The organism is Mesorhizobium sp. M0701 (genome assembly GCF_040320365.1).
Classification (GTDB): domain Bacteria; phylum Pseudomonadota; class Alphaproteobacteria; order Rhizobiales; family Rhizobiaceae; genus Mesorhizobium.
Genome location: NZ_JAMYPO010000016.1, coordinates 89553 through 109460, shown reverse-complemented (window position 1 = coordinate 109460; position 19908 = coordinate 89553). Strand labels below are relative to the sequence as shown.

The window sequence follows — 19908 nt, the reverse complement described above, 5'->3', positions numbered from 1 at the left end:
AGCAATTCTGAAACGGGCGCATTGATGAACAGCAAGCGGTCCTACCTCGATACACTCAACGCCGGCAGGCAACGCCGGCCGCACACGACGCTTGAAGAGCTCAACCGCTCCCTGGAAACTCTGGAGCAGCGGCTGGAGCGGACGCGCGAGGAGACGGCAAGCCACCCCGATCCGCGCCGACCAGCGGCAGAACCACGCTATCCCAGCGCCCAACCCTATGGCCAGCAGCGCCGGTATGAGGATCCACGCGCGCAGCGGCCGAAAGGTCCGGCAGCGGCTTTCGACCAGAATTACCAGGCGATCGCCCGCGATATCGACCGGGTGCGCGGCCAGGAGGACAGCGTCGCCCTAGCCGGCAAGATCGCCGGGGAATTGCGCGGCCTGCGCGAAGACTTGCGCCAGCAGATGACCTCCGGCCTGCAACGCGAGTTCGAGGTACTGCGCAAGAATATTGGGCGAGCCTTCCAGTCAAATGGCGGCGGCAAAGGCAGCGCCGAACTCAGCGTCGAATTCGAGCGGCTTTCCGGCGCCATCCAGACACTGGCCGAAAAAAGCGACGACAGAAGCGTCAATATGCTGCGGCTCGAGCTTGAGCAGGTCAAAGCCGCGCTCGATACGCTGGCGCGCGAGGAGAGCGTGCAGGCGGTCGGACGCCGCTGGGACGATTTCGACCGCCGCTGGAACGCTTTCGAGGATCGCGTCGAGGCCGATCAGCGCAAGCGTTCCGATGCACCCGGCCTGTCGGCGCTGACGGAGCGGCTCGAACAGATCAGCAATGCCGTCAGCAATCTGCCGGAATCGCTGTCGCTGCGCTCGCTCGAGGAAAAGGTCCGCACGCTTGCCGGAGCGGTCGACCATTTCGCCCGCCAGCAGGACAATCGCGGCGGCGACACATTCAGTCAGATCGACGAGCGGCTCGACGAGATTTCCCGCGCGATCGTCGCCTCGACGGTTGCCGCGCAAGCCAATTCGTTCGACCCCGAGCCCTTCGAACGCATCGAGAAGCGGATCGATTCACTGGCCCAGCAAATCGAAGAAGTGTCGCAGGATCGTCCGGGTCGGGAGGTCATTGACCGTCTCAACACATTGTCGAGCCGCGTGGATGAACTGGCCGGCCGAGCCAATCTGCCGGAACAGGCGATGGAGCGCCTTGCCAGGCAAGTCGCGCTTATTGCCGACAAGATCGACCACGCACCTGCCATGCCCGACGCCGACTACATCTTCCAGGGGCTCGAGCAGCGCTTCGACGTGCTGTCCAGCATGATGGAACGTCGCCAGGGCGACGCAATCGAACAAGGCAACATGCTGTTTCGCGACCTTGAGCGCCGGTTGGACGAGGTCGCCGACAGGCTGGACCAGCGCATGCCGCAGGTCGATAGCGCCGGCATTATGGATGCCATCGACGCCCGCTTCACCGCGCTGGCCAAGCGGATTGAGACGCGCGTTCCAGATCCCGCCAACGAGGCGGCGATCCGTGGCCTGGAGAGCCGGCTCGAAGACATCTCAAGCCGGCTGGATTCGTCCGCGGCACAGGTCGCCAGCATCGACCCGGCGTTGATCCGCAGCCTTGAAGCGCAGGTCGCCGGCCTGACGGCGCATCTTTCCAAGCCCGGCACGCCGCTGCCGGAATTCGACGACATCAGCCCGCGTCTCAACGAAATCGAGAAGTCGCTGGCCGGAACCCGCGATTCCATCCTCGGCGCGGCGCGCGAGGCGGCTGAGAGCGCCGTCCGCTCACTGGCCGGATCAAGCGCCAACACGGCGGCCGTTACCGGCCTCGCCCAGGACCTGAAGACGCTCGAGGCACTGACGCGCCGTTCGGACGAGCGCAATTCGAGAACGTTCGAGGCTATCCACGATACGCTGCTCAAGATCGTTGACAGGCTTGGTTCATTGGAGACGGGCGAACCGGCAAGCGCGGAGTTGAGCAAGCGTTTCGGCCGGCCATCCAAGATCTCGGTGCAGGACGCACCGTCGATGGACCTCGACCAGCCGCTGCCGTTGACGGGCAGCATGGCCGATCTCGACGGCCGCGCCGCGGCGCTCGTGCGCGACGAGCCAGGTCCGCGTACGCCAGCCGAGGCCGCCGCCGCAGCAGCCCTGGCGGCTCTCGGTTCAGACACGACGCGTGAAAAAACCGAGCAAGGCGGCGGCAGGAAATCGATGTTAGGCGGGCTGGCGCGCGCCTTGAAGGGCAAGAAGGACGCCGAGATGCCGCCGCTTGCAGGCTCGGCGCAGAGCGCCGAGGTACCGAGCGTCGATCTCGACGAGCCCCTCGACCCCAAGCTCGCCAACCGGCCACTGGAACCCGGCTCCGGCGCACCCGACCTCAGCGCCATCATGAAGCGCGTGCGCGACGAGCGCGGGCAGCCGACCCGGGAAGGCGGCGCTGAGGCGGCGAAATCGGACTTCATCAAGGCAGCCAGACGGGCTGCGCAAGCGGCGGCCGCCGAGGCGGACGCCCTCAAGCGCCAGTCGACGATGAAAGGCCCGGTCAAGGCACTCAGGATCGGCGACCTGCTCAAGGCGCGGCGCAAGCCGATCCTGATGGGGGCAATCGCCATCATGCTGGCGCTTGCCGGCCTGCAACTGGGCAAAGCCTTCTTCTCCGACCCGGTCGAAGTCACCGACAATGAGGCGGCACCGGCCGTGGCCGTACAGCCGGCGGAAACCGCTTTGGCCAGCGTTGCCAGCGAGCCGAAGGCGGACGCGCAGACGACAACACAGGAGAGCGCGCCGTCGCCCACGGTCAGGCAGGCAGAGCCATCCGCATCGATGACCAAGGACGACGCGGCGGCACAAACCGGCCCCGCTACACCGGCAGCCGAGACATCGACGGCGCCCTCGGCTTCCGCGGCGCCCGCTGACCTGGCGGCGCAAGACACCGCGGCCGCAGTGCCCGCGCCGGCAGCGGCGACGGCCAGCGACGCCGAGCCAATGGCTGCCGCGCCTGCTATAGCCACCGCTGCGACGCAGGACACGACCGGCACGGTGCCGCCGGCGGATGCTGCCGCGGCAGGCGTTGCCAAGATCGACGTTCCGGCCGATGCCGGTCCGGCCGCCCTGCGCGATGCAGCGGCCGGCGGAGACGCCAAGGCGCTGTTCGAGATCGGCTCGCGCTACGCCGAGTCTCGCGGCGTCAAAGAAGACATGGCGGCGGCGGCCAAATGGTATGAGAAAGCTGCCGAACTCGGTTTCGCACCGGCAGAATACCGCATCGGCAATTTCTACGAGAAGGGCATCGGCGTCGCACGCGACATCAAGAAAGCGAAAACCTGGTACCAGCTTGCCGCAGCGCAGGGCAATGCCAGCGCGATGCACAATCTTGCCGTGCTGTTTGCGATGGCGGCGGATGGCGTGACCGACAATGAATCGGCAGCGCGCTGGTTCCAGGCGGCGGCGGATCTCGGTGTCAAGGATAGCCAGTTCAATCTCGGCATCCTCGCGGCGAAGGGCGTCGGCATGAAGCGGAACCTTGAGGAGAGCTACAAATGGTTCGCACTCGTCGCCAAGACCGGCGACAAGGATGCGGCGGCCAAGCGCGACGAGATCGCCAAGGCGCTGAGGCCCGAGCAGCTGGAGCGTGCGCGGGCCGCGGCTGAACTGTGGAAGGCCAAGCCGCTCGATCCAGCCGCCAATTCGGCCGACGTTCCTGAATCGTGGCAGGACGGAACACCGCAGACGACCGCCGGCATCGACATGAAGAAAGCGGTCCAGAACATCCAGCGCATTCTCAACAAGAACGGCTACGAGGCCGGCAATCCCGACGGCATGATGGGCCAGAAAACCAAGAACGCGATCATGGCCTTCCAGGCCGACAACGATATGAAGGCAACCGGCGCGATCGACGAAAAGCTGGTCAAGGCGCTGCTTGCGCGTAAATAACGGCGGATGCGTCGTTTCCGCGACGCCCTTGCCACAGATTTGCCTGTTAACTGATTGAGTTGTTTTTTGTTTCGGCGGTGCGGCGAAGTTTGACTTCACGGCCCGGCCGGCGCAAGAACGAGATAGCCTTCTGACGCAAAATGCCCGCAACGGTTGCATTCGCCAGGAGGCAAACTGATCGAGACTGACGGGTGGGCATCTATCTCCCGATCGCGGAAATTTCCGTCAACATCTTCGTGCTGCTGGCCATGGGTGCGGCGGTGGGTTTCCTGTCGGGCATGTTCGGCGTGGGCGGCGGCTTTCTCATTACGCCGCTGCTGATCTTCTACAACATACCGCCGGCAATCGCGGTCGCCACCGGCGCCAACCAGGTCATCGCTTCCTCCTTCTCCGGCGCCCTGTCGCACATGAAGCGCGGCACGCTCGACTTCAAGCTCGGCGGCGTGCTTTTAGCCGGCGGCATCGTCGGCTCGACCGGTGGTATCTATGTCTTTGCGCTGCTGCGCCGGCTCGGCCAGCTCGACCTGTTCATCTCGCTGCTCTACGTCGTGCTGCTCGGCACCGTCGGCGGACTGATGCTGGTCGAGAGTGTCAATGCGCTGCGCGCCACTCGCAGCGGCGCCGCACCGGTGTTGAAGAAATCCGGCCAGCATAATTGGATCCACCGCCTGCCGCTGAAGATGCGGTTCAGGGCCTCGAAGCTCTTCGTCAGCGTCATTCCGGTGCTTGGGCTGGGCGCGGCGATTGGCTTCCTGTCCTCGATCATGGGCGTCGGCGGCGGCTTCATCATGGTGCCGGCCCTGATCTACCTTTTGAAAGTGCCGACCAACGTCGTCATCGGCACCTCGCTGTTCCAGATCATCTTCACCTCGGCTTACACCACGCTGGTCCACGCCACCACCAACCAGACGGTCGACGTCATGCTCGCCTTCCTGTTGATGGCAGGCGGCGTCGCCGGCGCGCAATATGGCGCCAAGGCTGGTCAGAGGCTGCGGGGCGAGCAACTCAGGGCGCTGCTGGCGCTGCTCGTGCTGGCGGTAGCCATCCGGCTTGCCATCGATCTTTTCGTCACGCCGCCCAATCTCTATTCTCTGTCCGGCGTGGGCCTGAGCTGATGGCCGGCCTAAGGACGCTCGCGGCCGCCGCCTTGCTGTCGCTGCTGGCTGCTGCGCCACCGGCGAAGGCGCAGGCGCCACTGACCGAAAACATCCAGATCGGCCTTTCCACCGACAATGTCTCGATTACCGCCGGCTTTTCCGGCGCCGACCTGACCATTTTCGGCTCACTGGAAAATGCCGATCCGCTTGTCGCGCGGCAAGGGCGCTACGACGTGATCGTCGTGCTGGAAGGCCCGGCTCGGCCGGTCGTCGTGCGCCGCAAGGACCGGGTGCTCGGCGTCTGGGTCAATCTGGAGTCGGAGACCTTCAAAAACGTACCTGTCTCCTATTCGGTGGCGACGACGCGGCCGCTGCAGGACGTCACCGATCCGAACAGCTACAAGCAGCTGTCGCTTGGCGCCTCCAACCTCTATTTGCAGCCGGCCGACGCGGAGGACAGCCCGGCGACAATCGAGGAGTTCACCGCCGCGCTGCGCGAACGCAAGGCGGCGACCGGCCTCTACAGCGAGAATGTCGGCGGTGTGCAGTTCCTGTCGCAGAACCTGTTCCGCGCCACCGTCAGGCTCGCCCCAAACGTTCCGGTCGGCACCCATAAGGCCCGCGCCTTCCTGTTCAAGAGCGGCCTGTTCATCAAGGAAAGCTCCGCCCAGCTCGAAATCCGCAAGTCCGGTTTCGAACAGTCGATCTTCCGCGTCGCGCACGACTATTCCTTCCTCTACGGCGTCTTTGCCGTATCGCTGGCCATGCTGACCGGCTGGCTCGGAAGACTGGTGTTCAGGAAAGACTGAACTCTCGTAAAAGTGGTTTCCCTTTCCGAGGGTATGGGTTAGACCGCGACCCCCGGCTCGACCGGATACGAGCTGCTGCTCCCCAAATCAGAACTACAGGAACGCACGATGCGACCAGCATTTGCCGGTATCGACTTCGGCACTTCGAATTCCACCGTGAGCGTGGTCAGGAACGGGCAGCCGCGGCTGGTGGCGTTGGAAGACGGCCAGGTCACGCTGCCCAGTGCGGTATTCTTCAATTTCGAGGACAACCGCACCTATTTCGGGCGACGCGCCCTTGCCAACTATACGGACAGTATCGAAGGCCGCCTGATGCGCTCGTTGAAGAGTGTGCTCGGCAGCTCGCTCGCCCACGAAAAGACGCGCATCAAGGCGCGCTCGATCGGCTTCATGGAGATTGTCGGCCTGTTCGTCGGCCATCTGAAAAAGAAGCTGGAAGAAGAAGCCCATGACGCGGTCGACAGCGTCGTGCTGGGACGGCCCGTGCAGTTCGTCGACGACGATGCCGAGGCCGACGCCAAGGCGGAGCACGAACTCGAAAATGCCGCTCGTGCCCACGGCTTCAAGCACATCGCCTTCCAGTTCGAACCGATTGCCGCGGCACTCGACTACGAACAAAAGGTGACGCGCGAGGAACTGGCGCTGATCGTCGACATGGGCGGCGGCACGTCCGACTTCTCAATCGTGCGGGTCTCGCCCGAGCGCGCCCGCTCGCTTGACCGCAAGGACGACATCCTGGCCAGCCGCGGCATCCACATCGGCGGCACCGACTTCGACCGGCTGTTGAGCATCGCCCATGTGATGCCGCAGCTCGGCCATCTCTCACCGACCAAGGATGGCAAACGTAATCTGCCGGCGAGCTACTTCATCGACCTGGCGACGTGGCAGCGCATCAACCTGGTCTATACCGCGAGGGCGATGACGCATCTGCGCCAGATCCGCTATGAGGCGGAGCGCGCGGACCTGGTCGACCGGTTCATCCACATCGTCGAGCATCGTTACGGCCACGCGCTGGCGGCACTGGTCGAAAAGGCCAAGATCGAGCTGACGGACCGATCGTCGGCCGATGTCGAGGTCGCGCTGCCGGAGGTGAGGTTCACGGCAGAAATCACGCGCAAGAGTCTCGAAGCCACCATAGCCAGGGACATTGAGCGTGTTGCGGCTACGGTCGAGCAGACCATCCGCGACGCACAGGTGAAGGCCTCGGATATCACCGCGGTGTTCTTGACCGGCGGATCGACCGCGATCCCGCTGGCCAGGCAGCAGATCCTGGCGCTGGTGCCGCAGGCGTCGGTAATCGAAGGCGATGTGTTCGGCTCGGTCGGGCTTGGGCTGGCGCTCGACGCGCAGCGGAAGTTCGGCTGATCGGCTTAAAGCGGCGCGGATCTCTCAGCTTTGCCGCCAAGATGCGCCTTGAGCGCCATCTGGGCCAGGCTTGGCTGCCGGTCGCGATGCGTGATCATGGCAAATTCGCGCTTCGGCAGATCGATCGGCACGGAACGCAGACTGCCTTCGGCGACCGCGCGCGCGACGACGAGTTCCGAAATGATGCTGGCGCCGGCGCCGGCCTCGACCGCCTGGCGAATAGCCTCATTGCTCGGCAATACCAGGAATATCTGCAGGTCCGCGAACGAAATCCCGTCGCGTCGGGCAAGGTCCTCCAGCGCCTCGCGCGTGCCCGATCCGCCTTCGCGAATGATCCAGCGAAGCCCGCCAAGGTCGGGATGTCCAGGCGAAACTTCTGCGATCTCAGGGTGCGAGCGCGCCACGACCAGCATCATGCGATCGATATCGACCTTGGCACGGCGCAAAATGTCGGATTCGGTGCGCCCCTCGACCAGGCCAAAATCGGCTGCGCCATCAAGTACATTGGTCTCGACCTGCCTGGTGTTGCCAATGCTCACGCTCAGCCTGACGGCAGGATAGGCTTCGTGGAAAGAGGCGAGCCGGCGCGGCAGCCAATAACTGGCGATGGTCTGGCTGGCAGCGATCGAGAGACTGCCTGATATCGTCTGCGCGACATGCTCCAGCACATTGTGGGCGGCCGCAGTCCGCTCGAGGACCGCCTTGGCCTCGGGCAAGAATCGGCGTCCGGTCTCGGCGAGCTCGATATTGCGGCCCACTCGGTTGAACAACTGGACGCCGTGCTGCTGTTCGAGCGAGCGGATGGCGGCCGACGCGGCCGACTGTGAGATGCCCAGCAACTCGGCCGCTTTGGTCATGTGCGCCCGTTCGGCGACGGCGACGAAGATCCGCAACTGGTCCAGGGTCATTCCGGCACTAAGAAGCAAATCCGATTGGAATTACAAGAGCAAGTTGTTAGACGGATCGGTCGCTTTGTTCTAAATTTTGACCCGAAATTGGAAAAAAGTCGCGCCTAGCAGTCGAGGGTAGAATTGGTGGGGCGGTTCAAATCCGTGTTTGCGCACTGGACCCGCAGCCTGCGGCGGCGGCTCTTGGGTGAACGCTATCGGCCGGAAGAGCATTACATGCGCGGCCCCGGCCCGAAGACGAGAGCCAAGGTCGCGGAGCGCAAGAGCATCACCGGATCATGACCAACAACCTGCTGCGCGGAGCCAATTCGGCACCATCACAACGGCCGCTTGCCGATACGCGCGCGCCCGCTGAACGCGACGGCGTCGATACTTCGCCTGATGTCTCCGACAGCATCGCCAAGACCACCTGCTATATGTGCGCCTGCCGCTGCGGCATCGACGTCCATATCAAAAACGGCAAGGTTCGGTATATCAACGGCAACAAGGATCATCCGGTCAATCGCGGCGTGCTGTGCGGCAAAGGCAGCGCCGGCATCATGCAGCATTACAGCCCGGCGCGGCTGACGAAACCATTGCTGCGCACCGGACTGCGCGGCTCGGGCGAGTTCCGCGAGATCGAGTGGGAGGAAGCTTTGTCGATCGCGACAGAACGGCTTTCCAACATCCGCCAGACCGATCCGAAGAAACTCGCCTTCTTCACCGGCCGCGACCAGTCGCAATCGCTGACCGGTTGGTGGGCGAGCCAGTTCGGCACGCCGAACTTCGCGGCCCATGGCGGTTTCTGCTCGGTGAACATGGCAGCCGGCGGCCTCTACACGATTGGCGGCTCGTTCTGGGAGTTCGGCGAGCCCGACTGGGACAACACCAAGTATTTCATGCTGTTCGGGGTTGCCGAAGACCATGATTCCAATCCGATCAAGATCGGCCTCGGCAAGCTCAAAGCGCGCGGCGCCAAGGTGGTTTCAATCAATCCCTGCCGCACCGGCTACAACGCGATTGCCGACGACTGGATCGGCATCCGGCCCGGCACCGACGGCCTGTTCGTGTTCGCCCTCATCCACGAATTGCTGAAGGCTGGCCGCATCGATCTCGAGTACCTCTTGCGCTACACCAATGCCCACATCCTGGTCGTTCAGGAGCCTGGAGCTGTCGATGACGGGCTGTTCATGCGCAATGGCGACGGCAATCCGCTGGCTTGGGACAGGGTGGCGAAGATGCCTGTCAATGCCAGCGATGCCGACGCGAAGCCCGCATTGACCGGCAGCGTTCTCGTCGACGGCCGCCGCTGCGTGCCAGTCTTCCAACTCGTCGCCGACCGTTATCTGGACGAGAGCTATTCACCGGACGCCGTCGCTGACCGGTGCGGCATCTCCGCCGACACCATCCGACGCATTGCCGCAGAACTCGCCCATGTCGCCTTCGAACAGCAAATCGAATTGCCGGTGGCCTGGACGGACTGGGCCGGCCGCCGGCACGAGACGATCAAGGGTCGGCCGGTGTCGATGCATGCGATGCGCGGCATCTCGGCCCATTCGAACGGATTTCACACTTGCCGCGCCATTCATCTGCTTCAGGTGCTTCTCGGCACGGTGGACGCGCCGGGCGGCTTCCGCTTCAAACCGCCTTATCCGCGGCCCGCGCCGCCGGCTCCAAAGCCCGCCGGCAAGAATGTGAAGCCGATGACACCGCTCGAAGGCATGCCGCTCGGCTTCGTCTGCGGACCGGAGGACCTGCTGATCGATGAAGGCGGCAAGCCTGTTCGTATCGACAAGGCATACTCCTGGGACGCGCCGCTGGCCGCCCATGGGCTCATGCACACGGTCATTCGTAACGCCTGGGCGGGCGATCCCTACAAGATCGACACTCTGTTCATGTACATGTCCAACATGGCCTGGAACTCGTCGATGAATACGGTCGAGACGATGGCGATGCTGACCGATATCGATGCGTCGGGCGAGTACAAGATTCCGTTCATCATCTATTCCGACGCTTATTATTCCGAGACCGTACCTTTTGCCGATCTGGTGCTGCCGGACACGACCTATCTCGAGCGTCATGACTGTATCAGTCTGCTCGACCGGCCGATCAGCCATGCCGACGGGCCGGGCGACGCGATCCGCCATCCCGTCGTCGAGCCGGACCGCGACGTCAGGCCGTTCCAGACGGTGCTGATCGAACTCGGCGCGCGGCTCAGCCTGCCCGGCTTCGTTGACGACGACGGCTCCGCCAAATACCGCGACTATGCCGACTACATCGTCAATCACGAGCGCACGCCAGGTGTCGGTCCGCTCGCCGGCTGGCGCGGCAAGGACGGGGCCTCGGTCGGCAAGGGCGAGGTCAATCCCGACCAGTTGCAACGCTACATAGATAATGGCGGCTTCTGGCACCAGGACTTCGCCGCCGATCAGCGCTACTACAAGATGGCCAACCGCTCGTATCTCGAATTCGCTGAGAGCATGGGCTTCATGCCGAAGGCCGAGCCGATCGTCTTCCAACTCTATTCGGAGCCGATGCAGCGCTTTCGCCTTGCGGCGCGCGGCCATGGCGGGGTGCTGCCGCCGGAGGCGGAGCGCAGCCGTATCGAGACCTATATGGATCCGCTGCCGTTCTGGTACGCGCCCTTCGAAGAGGCTGCGGTCGACAGCCAAGCCTATCCGCTGCACGCGCTGACGCAGCGGCCGATGCACATGTACCATTCCTGGGGCGGGCAGAATGCGTGGCTAAGGCAGATCACCAGCCAGAACCGGCTGTTCGTGCACAATCGGACCGCCGCCAGCCTCGGGCTTGCCGATGACGACTGGGTGTGGATCGAGAGCATCAACGGCAAGGTCAAAGGACAGATCAAGCTGGTCGACGGCGTCAACGCCAATACGGTGTGGACCTGGAATGCGATCGGCAAGCGTCGCGGCAGCTGGGGGCTGAAGGATGATGCGGCCGAATCCAATCGCGGCTTCCTGCTCAACCACATCATCGGCGACCAGACCTCTGCCGATGCGAATGGCAAACACTATTCGAATTCCGATCCTGTCACCGGCCAGGCGGCATGGTTCGACCTGCGCGTGCGCATCGTCAAATGCGCAGACGAGGAAGCAGGCTTCACCGAACCGCAGTTCGAGCGGTTCCGACAGCCACCGCATTTTGAGCCCCCGCCCGATAAGCTTAGTTTCGGCGCCGAATTCCGTCGGGAAAGAGAAGCTGCCAAATGACTTGCCTTCCCACCCACACCGACAAAAAGCTCGGCCTGGTCATTGACCTCGACACCTGCGTCGGCTGCCAGGCCTGCGTTACCGCCTGCAAGGAATGGAACACCGGCGGCCACATGGCGCCGCTGACCGACATCGACCCCTATGGCGGCAATGTCGACGGCGTCTGGTTCAATCGGGTGCACAGTTATGAGCACATCACGGAGATGGGTGGGCGCACGGTCAATTTCCCACGCTCCTGCCTGCATTGCGAGACACCGGCCTGCGTCACCGTCTGCCCGACCGGCGCCTCCTACAAGCGGGCGTCGGACGGCATCGTGCTGGTCGACGAGGACAAATGCATCGGCTGTAAATTATGCAGTTGGGCCTGTCCCTATGGCGCACGCGAATTCGACACCGATGTCGGCGTGATGAAGAAATGCACGTTGTGCGTCGACCGCATCTACAACGACAATCTGGCGGAGGAAGATCGCGTGCCCGCCTGCGTCGCTGCTTGCCCGACCAGCGCGCGGCATTTTGGCGATCTGGGCGATCCGGCATCCGCTATCTCGCAACTGGTGGCCGAGCGCGGCGGTGTCGATCTGATGCCGGAAATGGGCTATAAGCCGACCAACAAATATCTGCCGCCACGTGCCCACACCACCCGCGCCGCATCGGTGCCGGCGCCAGCGCTTGAAGCGGTGCAGGCTGAAGGCGGCTTCCTCGGCTGGGTCGACCGCATGCTTTCGAACTGACCCGTGCCTTCATGCATCCAGCCTTCTCCGTCGTCTTTTTCACCACGGCCACGGGCGCCGGTTACGGCCTGCTCGCGCTGCTTGGCGTGCTCGCCGGACAGGGCTTTATCCCGCCCGATTTCTGGCTTGGCCTCACCGGCATGGGGCTGGCGCTTGGCCTGATCTCGACAGGCCTGCTGTCGTCGGCCGGCCATCTCGGCCGGCCCGAACGCGCCTGGCGTGCCTTCTCGCAATGGCGTAGCTCATGGCTGTCGCGCGAAGGTGTTGCCTCGGTCGCCACCTTCGTGCCGGCGGGGTTGTTCGCTATTGGCTGGGTGGTCCTCGGCCGTACGAGCGGCTGGGCGGCTGTCGCCGGGCTGCTCGCTGCCATCGGCGCGGTCGCAACCGTCTGCACCACCGGCATGATCTACGCGTCGTTGAAGCCGATTGCCCAGTGGCACAGCCGCTTCACCCTGCCCGCCTACCTGGTCTTTTCGGCGATGACCGGCAGCGTACTGCTCAACGCCCTGCTGCAGGGATTTGCCGCAGGCTCGAATATGCTTCTGGCGGGTGCCCTGTTGCTGACCGCGCTCGGCTGGGGTTTGAAGCTGGCGACCTGGCGATACAATGACAGGCTGGAGATCCCGACCAATGCCAACACTGCAACCGGGCTTTCCGGCGGCACGGTGCGGTCGCTGGAATGGCCGCATACCGAGGAAAACTATCTGCTCAAGGAGATGGGTTTTCGCATTGCGCGCAAGCACAGCGCTAAACTCCGCCAGATCACGCAGGTGCTGGCCTTTGCTTTGCCCGCGTTGCTGCTGGTCGCGGCGTTCGCCTTGCCGTGGCCCTATGCGGCAGCACTGTCGATACTCGCCGCAATCGCCCAACTCGCCGGAATGCTGGTCGAGCGCTGGCTGTTCTTCGCCGAGGCCAAGCACACGGTCACTTTGTACTACGGCAGGTAGGTTCAGCCCGGCCTGAGCATCGCGTGGGAAATCGCGAAAATGCGCTCTGTGCCAAGCATATAGGCCATCAGCGTTTCGCGGCGGAACAGCCCGGCATAGGCGCGATCGAGCACGTTGAGCGAGCCGGTATAGGCGCCGAAAGCCGGCATGATCATGCGGCCGCCATCGCCGGCAAAGCAACGACGCCGCACCGAACGGCCTTGCTGCACGATGCGGGCGCAAGGATGCAGGTGGCCTGATATCTCGCCTTCCACTCTCATCGCCGAAGGCTCGTGCCGGAAGAGTAGCGAGCCTATGGCCAGCTCGCGCACGGTCTCGCCTGGCAAGTCGGCCGGCGCTTCAGGATCATGATTGCCGGCGACCCAGAACCAGTCGCGCCCGACCATCAGCCCTTCCAGCCTTTGGCGAAAGCTCGCGTGCATACGTGCGGCGCCGCCGCCATCGTGAAAACTGTCGCCCAGGCTGATAACGATCGCAGGCTGATAATCGGCGATCACCGCCTGCAGCCGGAGCAACGTCGCACCGGTGTCGTAAGGTGGGACCAGCGTGCCGCGCCTGGCCAGTGATGAGCCTTTTTCCAGATGCAGGTCGGATACGGTCAGAAGCCGGAATTCGGGAAAATAGAGCACGCCGCGACGGTCGCAGATCGCGCGTTCGCCGGCGATACGGACAGCGCCCGCATCCGCCAGAGGCGCAGCCATGGCGAGCGCGACAGTCATTTCGTCCCCATGGCCTCCTCGACCAGCGTGGCTGCATCCATCAGCAGCGTGTCATCGGCCTCGCCGTGCACCGGCATTTTGCCGATCTCGAGCATGATCGGCACGGCGAGCGGCGATATCTGCTCGAGGTTCTTATGCATGATTCGACCTTGGACGCGCGAGAGCATCTCGGCAAGTCTGCTGACATCCAAGAGACCGGTCGCGGCATCGGCACGCGTCGCCTGCAAAAGGACATGGTCGGGCTCGTGGCTGCGCAGCACGTCGTAGATGAGATCCGTCGACACGGTTACCTGGCGGCCGCTCTTCTCCTGCCCCGGGTGGCGTTTCTCGATCAATCCCGAGATCAGCGCGCAATTGCGAAAGGTGCGCTTCAACAACCAACTGCCGGCGAGCCAGGCTTCGAGGTCGTCGCCCAGCATGTCCTGATCGAATAGCGCAGCCAGCGACGGTTTCTTCGCCCTGAACATATGCCCCATATCGGCCAGCGACCATATGGCAAGCGCATAGTCGGTGGCGACGAAGCCGAGCGGCTTGGCTCCCGCCCTGTCGAGGCGGCGGGTGAGCAGCATGCCGAGCGTCTGGTGCGCCAGCCTGCCCTCGAACGGATAGGCCACCAGATAGTGGCGGTTGCCGCGCGGAAAGGTCTCGATCAGCAGATCGTCGCGTTTCGGCAGCACCGACTTGTCGGCCTGGAAGCGTAGCCAGTCGGCGACCTGCTCCGGCAGCTTCTTCCAGCGCTGCGGATCGTCCAGCATAGCGCGGACCTGTTCGGCCAGGTACGTCGAAAGCGGGAATTTGCCACCACCGTAATACGGCACCTTGGCGTCGCTGCCGGGTGCATTCGAGACAAAGCACTCATTCTCGCGGATACCTTCGAAGCGCAGCACCTTGCCGGCGAACATGAAGGTGTCGCCATGCGTCAGCGTTTCGAGGAACGCCTCCTCGATCTTGCCCAGAACCCGGCCGCCACGCGAGGCCGCGCCTCTGCTGCCGGCCTGGACGTAGCGGACGTTGAGCGCCGGCACTTCGATGATGGTCCCGACGTTGAGCCGGTATTGCTGGGCGACGCGAGGATTTGAGACCCGCCACAGCCCGTCCTTGTTGAGACGAATACGGGCGTAACGTTCGTAGTTCTTCAAGGCGTAGCCGCCGGTGGCGACGAAATCGATGACGCGATCGAATGTCGGCCGGTCGAGATCGGCATAGGGCGCGGCCGTCCGCACTTCTTCGAACAGCGCATCGGCATGGAACGGCGCACCGCAGGCGCAGCCCAGCACGTGCTGCGCCAGCACATCGAGCCCGCCGTTGACCAGCGGCGGGGTATCCTGGGCGCCGAGATAATTGGCGTCGAGCGCCGCCCTGCATTCCAGCACCTCGAAGCGGTTGGCCGGTATCAGGATCGCCTTAGACGGCTCGTCCATACGGTGGTTGGCGCGGCCGATGCGCTGCGCCAGCCGGCTGGCACCTTTCGGCGCGCCGACATGGACGACCAGGTCGACATCGCCCCAGTCGATGCCGAGGTCGAGCGTCGACGTGGCGACGATGGCGCGCAGGGCGTTCTCGCCCATTGCCTTTTCGACACGCCGGCGCTGCGCGACGTCGAGCGAACCGTGATGCAGTGCGATCGGCAAGGTCTCCTCGTTGACCCGCCACAACTCCTGGAACAGCAACTCCGCCTGGCTGCGCGTGTTGACGAACAGCAGGGTTGTCTTGTGGCGCTTGATCTCGTTGTAGATTTCCGGCGTTGCGTAGCGGGCCGAATGTCCCGCCCACGGCACGCGCTCCTCCGAATCGAGAATGGAGATATCGGGCTTGGCGCCGCCAGTGACGACGATCAGTTCGGCCATCGGCCCCGGTGGATTCTGGCTGACCAGCCAGCGCCGCAATTCGTCAGGCTCGGCGACCGTCGCCGACAGGCCTATCGTCTGCAGTGCGGGCACAAACGAGCGCAGCCGGGCCAGCCCGAGCGACAGGAGATGCCCGCGCTTCGAGGTCACCAGCGAATGCAATTCGTCGAGCACGACATAGCGCAGGTCCTCGAAGAAGCGCCTGGCATCGGGCGCAGCAATCAGCAGCGCCAATTGCTCGGGCGTGGTCAGGAGAATGTCGGGCGGCGCCAGCTTCTGCCGCTGGCGCTTGTGTGCGGGCGTGTCGCCGGTGCGCGTCTCGACGGTGACCGGCAGCCCGATTTCTTCGACGGGTTTGCCGAGATTGCGCTCGATGTCGACGGCCAGCGCCTTCAGCGGCGAGATGTAGAGCGTGTGGATGCCTCGATGCGCCTGCCCCGGCCTTCTCCTCGGTCGGCCGGCCAGTTCGGTCAGCGATGGCAAGAACCCGGCCAGCGTCTTGCCGGCGCCGGTCGGGGCGATCAGCAATACCGACCGGCCGCCCTGGGCTTTGGCCAGCAAATCGATCTGGTGGGCGCGCGGCGACCAGCCCTTTTCCTCAAACCATTTGACAAATGGCTCGGGCAGGACGACGGCGGCATTCTGTTGGGCAAGGCGCGGCTGCTCTGTCACGCGCCAGAGGTAGCGCGGCGGCGCGCAATCGCCAAGCAGAATCAGAACAAAAGGTGATCGATTCGCGTTACGGCCGGCGAAACCCGGTCGGTCCGCCATAGAGATAGCCGATACGGGCGACCGCCTCCCTCAGTCCTTCACGCGACACCAGCATGGTGTGGCCGTTGGCGTGGATCATGGTCTCCGGGTCCGTCATGATCGCGACGTGGCCTTTCCAGAAGACCAGGTCGCCGCGCCGCAGCCCGGCAAAATCCGGCCCGGGGTCGAGCGGTTCACCAACGGTCGCCGCCTGCATGTCGGTGTCGCGCAGCACTTGCCTGCCAGCCATGTGCATTGCAAGTTGCACGAGACCGGAACAATCGATGCCGAATCCGGAGACGCCGCCCCACAGATAAGGCGTGCCGAGAAACGCCTCGGCGACCGCGACGTAGTCGGGGTGAACCTCGGCGACCGGCCTGAGATGACCCGAGATGACCGCCTGGCCGGACGGCAGCAGAGCATAATGCGTGCCGCGCGTTTCCGCTGAGCCCGTCACCGCCACCAATGACCCCATCGAGAGCTCCCCGCCCACCGGGAACCGCAAATCCGGTCCCGGATAGAGGAAAGTGCGCGGCACCGAGACAACATGGGTGGGCGCATGCTCCCGACCGCCCAGCACGGTGTCGGCGACGTAGCCGACATAGCCGTCGCGCTCGGCCTGTATCCAGGCCCAGCCCTCAACGTCCTCGAAGACGAGGACGTCTTCGCCGAACAGAAGCTGGGTATCGACGCCGGCGTCCGGGCACGGCGCCTTGCGGATGTCGGCGACGGAGGCTGATATGCGAGCCGGCCGGCCGGCGACGAAACGGTCGGCAGCGACCTCGCCTCTCAGCCTGGCGTCGGCGAGATCGGAGCGGAAGGCATGGAGGCGGGCATCCCTGGCGGTCAAATCGGCAACTCGTTCAAATGGGCAACTCTTGGGCTCTGGCAATGATAACATCGCCAAAGCGCTCGACAAAGAGCGCGCCTTCGACTGTACGCCTGACCAGCACGTTGCGCTTGTCGAGCTCGTCGCGGTGGCGCGACACCAGTTTCAGCGCCCCCATCGTATCGAGCGCACGGGTGATCACCGGCTTGGTGACGTTGAGGCGGGCGGCTAACCCCCGCACCGTATGTGGCGGCGGATCGAGATAGATGGTGAACAGGATCGCCGTCTGGCGCATAGTGAGATCGGGCGCGTCGTCACGCACCTCGGACAGCACCACCTGTTGCCATAGTCGCAAGGCCTGGCTTGGACGCATGATAATCGACATCCGTCCAGCATGACGGAAAATTGTTTCGGTTCCGTTTCAGTCAATACCTTCGTCGGCTATGCTCGAGAATCAGCCGTAGCGGTTCGAAATGACCTGCTCCAGCGCCCGGATGCCTTGCGCTTCGCCACCGGCAAGGCCGTGCGGGCGGTCGAACGGGTTCCAGGCGAAGATGTCGACATGCGCCCAGCCGGCGGTCTTTTCCACGAAGCGCTTCAGGAAAAGCGCCGCCGTGATCGAGCCGGCGAAACCGTCCGGCGTGACGTTGTTGACGTCGGCCACCTTCGACGCCAGCTTGGCGTCATAGGGCTTCCACAACGGCATCCGCCATAGCGGATCCTCGACCGCAACGGAGGCGTCCGCCAGCTCGGATGCAAGCGTCTCGTCACCGGTATAGAACGGCGGCAAGTCGGGACCGAGCGCAACACGGGCAGCGCCTGTCAGCGTTGCCATATCGACCAGCATCTGCGGCTCTTCGTCATCGGCCAAGGCCAGGGCATCGGCGAGCACCAGCCGTCCTTCGGCGTCGGTGTTGCCGATTTCGACGGTAATGCCCTTGCGGCTCACCAGCACGTCGCCTGGCCGGAAGGCGTTGCCGGCTATCGAATTCTCGACAGCCGGGATGAGCACGCGCAGCCGAACCTTCAACCCGGTGGCCATGATCATGGAGGCGAGACCCAGCACGTTGGCAGCGCCACCCATGTCCTTCTTCATCAAAAGCATGCCCGAGGACGGCTTGATGTCGAGACCGCCTGTATCGAAGCAGACGCCCTTGCCGACCAGCGTTATCTTGGGGGCATTGTTCGGCCCCCAAATCATGTCGATCAGGCGTGGCGCGTCGGCAGAAGCCCGACCGACGGCGTGGATCATCGGAAAGTTGGCGGTAAGAAGATCGTCGCCTTTGGTCACCGATATTTCGGCCTTGTGCGTCGCGGCCAAGGTCCGGGCGGCCTTCTCCAACTGCCCGGGGCCCATATCGCTGGTCGGCGTGTTAACCAGATCGCGCGCCAGGAAAATGCCATCGGCGAGGCGGCGGATGCGGGCGGCGTCGGTGCCTGCCGGCAGCGCGAGGCGAAGCGTCTTGCCTGGCTTCTTGCCGTAGCGGGTGAAGACATAGCCGCCGAGCGCCACGGCGAGTGCCGTAAGCTCCGGCTTGGCCGGTGCGGACGCAAAATGCCACTCGCCTGCGGGCAAGGCTCTCGCTAGTGCGCCGATGGCCAGTGCGCCCTCGCCATCACCGGTGCCGAACAGGGCTCCGGCAATCGCGCCGTTGTCGCCAGGCACGATCAGCGTCCTGCCGGGCTCGCCGGAAAAGCCGTTGGCCTTGGCCCAGGCGACCGACGATGGCGCAAGGCCCGCCGCCGCCAGAGCATCCTTCGCCACCAGATGGACCGGCAGCGCATTGCTCAATTCTTTCTCGACGAGTTCGACAGGCATTCGCTGGCCTCCGGCTTCCGAGTCGGCGTTTCTTAACTCTCCGTTAGGGTTAACAGAATATTTCTGCGGGAGGAAAGATGACCTCGCAAATGGTCACGCGCATGAACGGAGCCCTGGTGCCGATGCCGACCAACCGCAGGATGAACGCCAGCGCAAATAGGCTGATCAGCACGGCGTTGATGATGGCGCTTGCCGCAGGCGTCGCTGGCTGCGGAACCAGCAAATTGACGACTGGCTCGATTTCTCGTCCAAGCGGCAAGCCGCTGGAAACAATGTCGGCGGGCGAACTGCACAACGCTACGATGGCGCTCGGCCAGTCCTATTCGAAAAACCCCAGCGACAAGCGGATCGCGACAAATTATGCCGCGGCGCTGCAGATGGACGGCGACGCAGACCAATCGCTTGCGGTGATGCGCAAGCTGGCGATCGCCTTGCCGAAGGATCGCGACGTGCTCGCCGCCTATGGCAAGGCGCTTGCCGCCAACGGACAGTTCGAGCCGGCTCTCGATGCCGTGCGCCGCGCCCAGACGCCCGAATATCCTGACTGGAAATTGGTATCGGCGGAAGCTGCTATTCTCGACCAGCTCGGCCAGAAGGACGAGGCGCGCCAAGGCTATCGCAAGGCGCTTGATCTCAGGCCGAACGAACCGTCGATCCTGTCCAATCTCGGCATGTCGTACGTGCTGGAAGGCGATTTGCGCACAGCCGAAACCTATATGCGCTCAGCCGCCCAGCAGCCGAATGCAGATAGCCGCGTCCGCCAGAACCTTGCGCTGGTCGTCGGTCTGCAAGGCCGTTTCGACGAGGCAGAGAAGATCGCCTCGCAAGAGCTGTCGCCGGATCAGGCGCAGGCTAACGTCGCTTACCTTCGCCAGATGCTGGCGCAGCAGAATGCCTGGAGCCAGCTCAAGGACCAGGACAAGGCAAAGCCCGCCACCAACTGACCGCTTCGAGCGCCGAACCGGCGCGCGAATTCCGCAACATGTCTAACGC

Annotated in this window: 14 protein-coding genes; 8 read left to right on the top strand and 6 right to left on the bottom strand. The window is 64.0% G+C overall.

The features are described 5' to 3' along the window. Window positions 1-24: 24 nt before the first annotated feature. The 4 genes from NKI24_RS17580 to NKI24_RS17565 all read left to right on the top strand — a co-directional run bounded on the left by NKI24_RS17580 (window position 25) and on the right by NKI24_RS17565 (window position 7156). The gene (locus NKI24_RS17580; RefSeq protein WP_352746975.1) at window positions 25-3885 is read left to right on the top strand and encodes a peptidoglycan-binding protein; all 3861 of its coding nucleotides are present in this window, start codon (window positions 25-27) and stop codon (window positions 3883-3885) included. Window positions 3886-4076: 191 nt separating this feature from the next. Then, window positions 4077-5000: a sulfite exporter TauE/SafE family protein gene (locus NKI24_RS17575; protein ID WP_023676949.1), complete on the top strand. Its 924-nt coding sequence runs from the start codon at window positions 4077-4079 to the stop codon at window positions 4998-5000. After that, window positions 5000-5791, top strand: a complete 792-nt coding sequence (locus NKI24_RS17570) for a TIGR02186 family protein (protein WP_352455141.1) — start codon at window positions 5000-5002, stop codon at window positions 5789-5791. Before NKI24_RS17575 ends, NKI24_RS17570 begins: the two co-directional genes overlap by 1 nt. Window positions 5792-5899: 108 nt before the next feature. Then, window positions 5900-7156, top strand: coding sequence for an Hsp70 family protein (locus NKI24_RS17565; protein ID WP_352746972.1), 1257 nt, complete (start codon window positions 5900-5902; stop codon window positions 7154-7156). A gap of 5 nt (window positions 7157-7161) precedes the next feature. Here NKI24_RS17565 and NKI24_RS17560 read toward each other — a convergent pair whose 3' ends face one another. Further along, on the bottom strand, window positions 7162-8064 hold the full coding sequence (locus NKI24_RS17560) for a LysR substrate-binding domain-containing protein (RefSeq protein WP_352448629.1): 903 nt from the start codon (window positions 8062-8064) through the stop codon (window positions 7162-7164). A gap of 278 nt (window positions 8065-8342) precedes the next feature. Between NKI24_RS17560 and NKI24_RS17555 the strand changes: the two genes are divergently transcribed. Genes NKI24_RS17555 through NKI24_RS17545 form a run of 3 tightly spaced genes read left to right on the top strand, consistent with a single transcriptional unit; the run spans window position 8343 to window position 12951 of the window. Then, window positions 8343-11273: a molybdopterin oxidoreductase family protein gene (locus tag NKI24_RS17555; RefSeq protein ID WP_352746969.1), complete on the top strand. Its 2931-nt coding sequence runs from the start codon at window positions 8343-8345 to the stop codon at window positions 11271-11273. Then, a complete protein-coding gene (locus NKI24_RS17550) occupies window positions 11270-12004 on the top strand; it encodes a 4Fe-4S dicluster domain-containing protein (protein WP_352621895.1) in 735 nt (244 codons plus the stop codon). The genes NKI24_RS17555 and NKI24_RS17550 overlap by 4 nt, the downstream gene beginning before the upstream one ends. 11 nt (window positions 12005-12015) lie before the next feature. Further along, window positions 12016-12951 carry a dimethyl sulfoxide reductase anchor subunit family protein gene (locus tag NKI24_RS17545; protein ID WP_352621897.1) on the top strand — a complete coding sequence of 312 codons (936 nt, stop codon included), beginning with the start codon at window positions 12016-12018 and terminating at the stop codon, window positions 12949-12951. Window positions 12952-12953: 2 nt separating this feature from the next. On the opposite strand, the gene pdeM is transcribed toward NKI24_RS17545, so the two are convergent. The 5 genes from pdeM to NKI24_RS17520 form a co-directional block, all read right to left on the bottom strand. Next, entirely contained in the window at window positions 12954-13670 is a 717-nt protein-coding gene (pdeM, locus tag NKI24_RS17540) for a ligase-associated DNA damage response endonuclease PdeM (RefSeq protein ID WP_352746965.1), read from the bottom strand. After that, the gene (locus NKI24_RS17535) at window positions 13667-16189 is read right to left on the bottom strand and encodes a ligase-associated DNA damage response DEXH box helicase (RefSeq protein ID WP_352746963.1); all 2523 of its coding nucleotides are present in this window, start codon (window positions 16187-16189) and stop codon (window positions 13667-13669) included. Before NKI24_RS17535 ends, pdeM begins: the two co-directional genes overlap by 4 nt. Before the next feature lie 67 nt (window positions 16190-16256). After that, window positions 16257-17168, bottom strand: coding sequence for a C40 family peptidase (locus tag NKI24_RS17530; RefSeq protein WP_502894789.1), 912 nt, complete (start codon window positions 17166-17168; stop codon window positions 16257-16259). Then, the gene (locus NKI24_RS17525) at window positions 17131-17481 is read right to left on the bottom strand and encodes a MarR family winged helix-turn-helix transcriptional regulator (RefSeq protein ID WP_023676939.1); all 351 of its coding nucleotides are present in this window, start codon (window positions 17479-17481) and stop codon (window positions 17131-17133) included. Before NKI24_RS17525 ends, NKI24_RS17530 begins: the two co-directional genes overlap by 38 nt. A 69-nt stretch (window positions 17482-17550) precedes the next feature. Next, window positions 17551-18915: a leucyl aminopeptidase family protein gene (locus NKI24_RS17520; RefSeq protein ID WP_352746958.1), complete on the bottom strand. Its 1365-nt coding sequence runs from the start codon at window positions 18913-18915 to the stop codon at window positions 17551-17553. A gap of 122 nt (window positions 18916-19037) precedes the next feature. On the opposite strand from NKI24_RS17520, the gene NKI24_RS17515 reads away from it, so the two are divergent. Further along, window positions 19038-19859 (top strand): tetratricopeptide repeat protein, encoded by an 822-nt coding sequence (locus NKI24_RS17515; protein WP_352448681.1) that lies wholly within the window; start codon window positions 19038-19040, stop codon window positions 19857-19859. Window positions 19860-19908 lie beyond the last annotated feature (49 nt).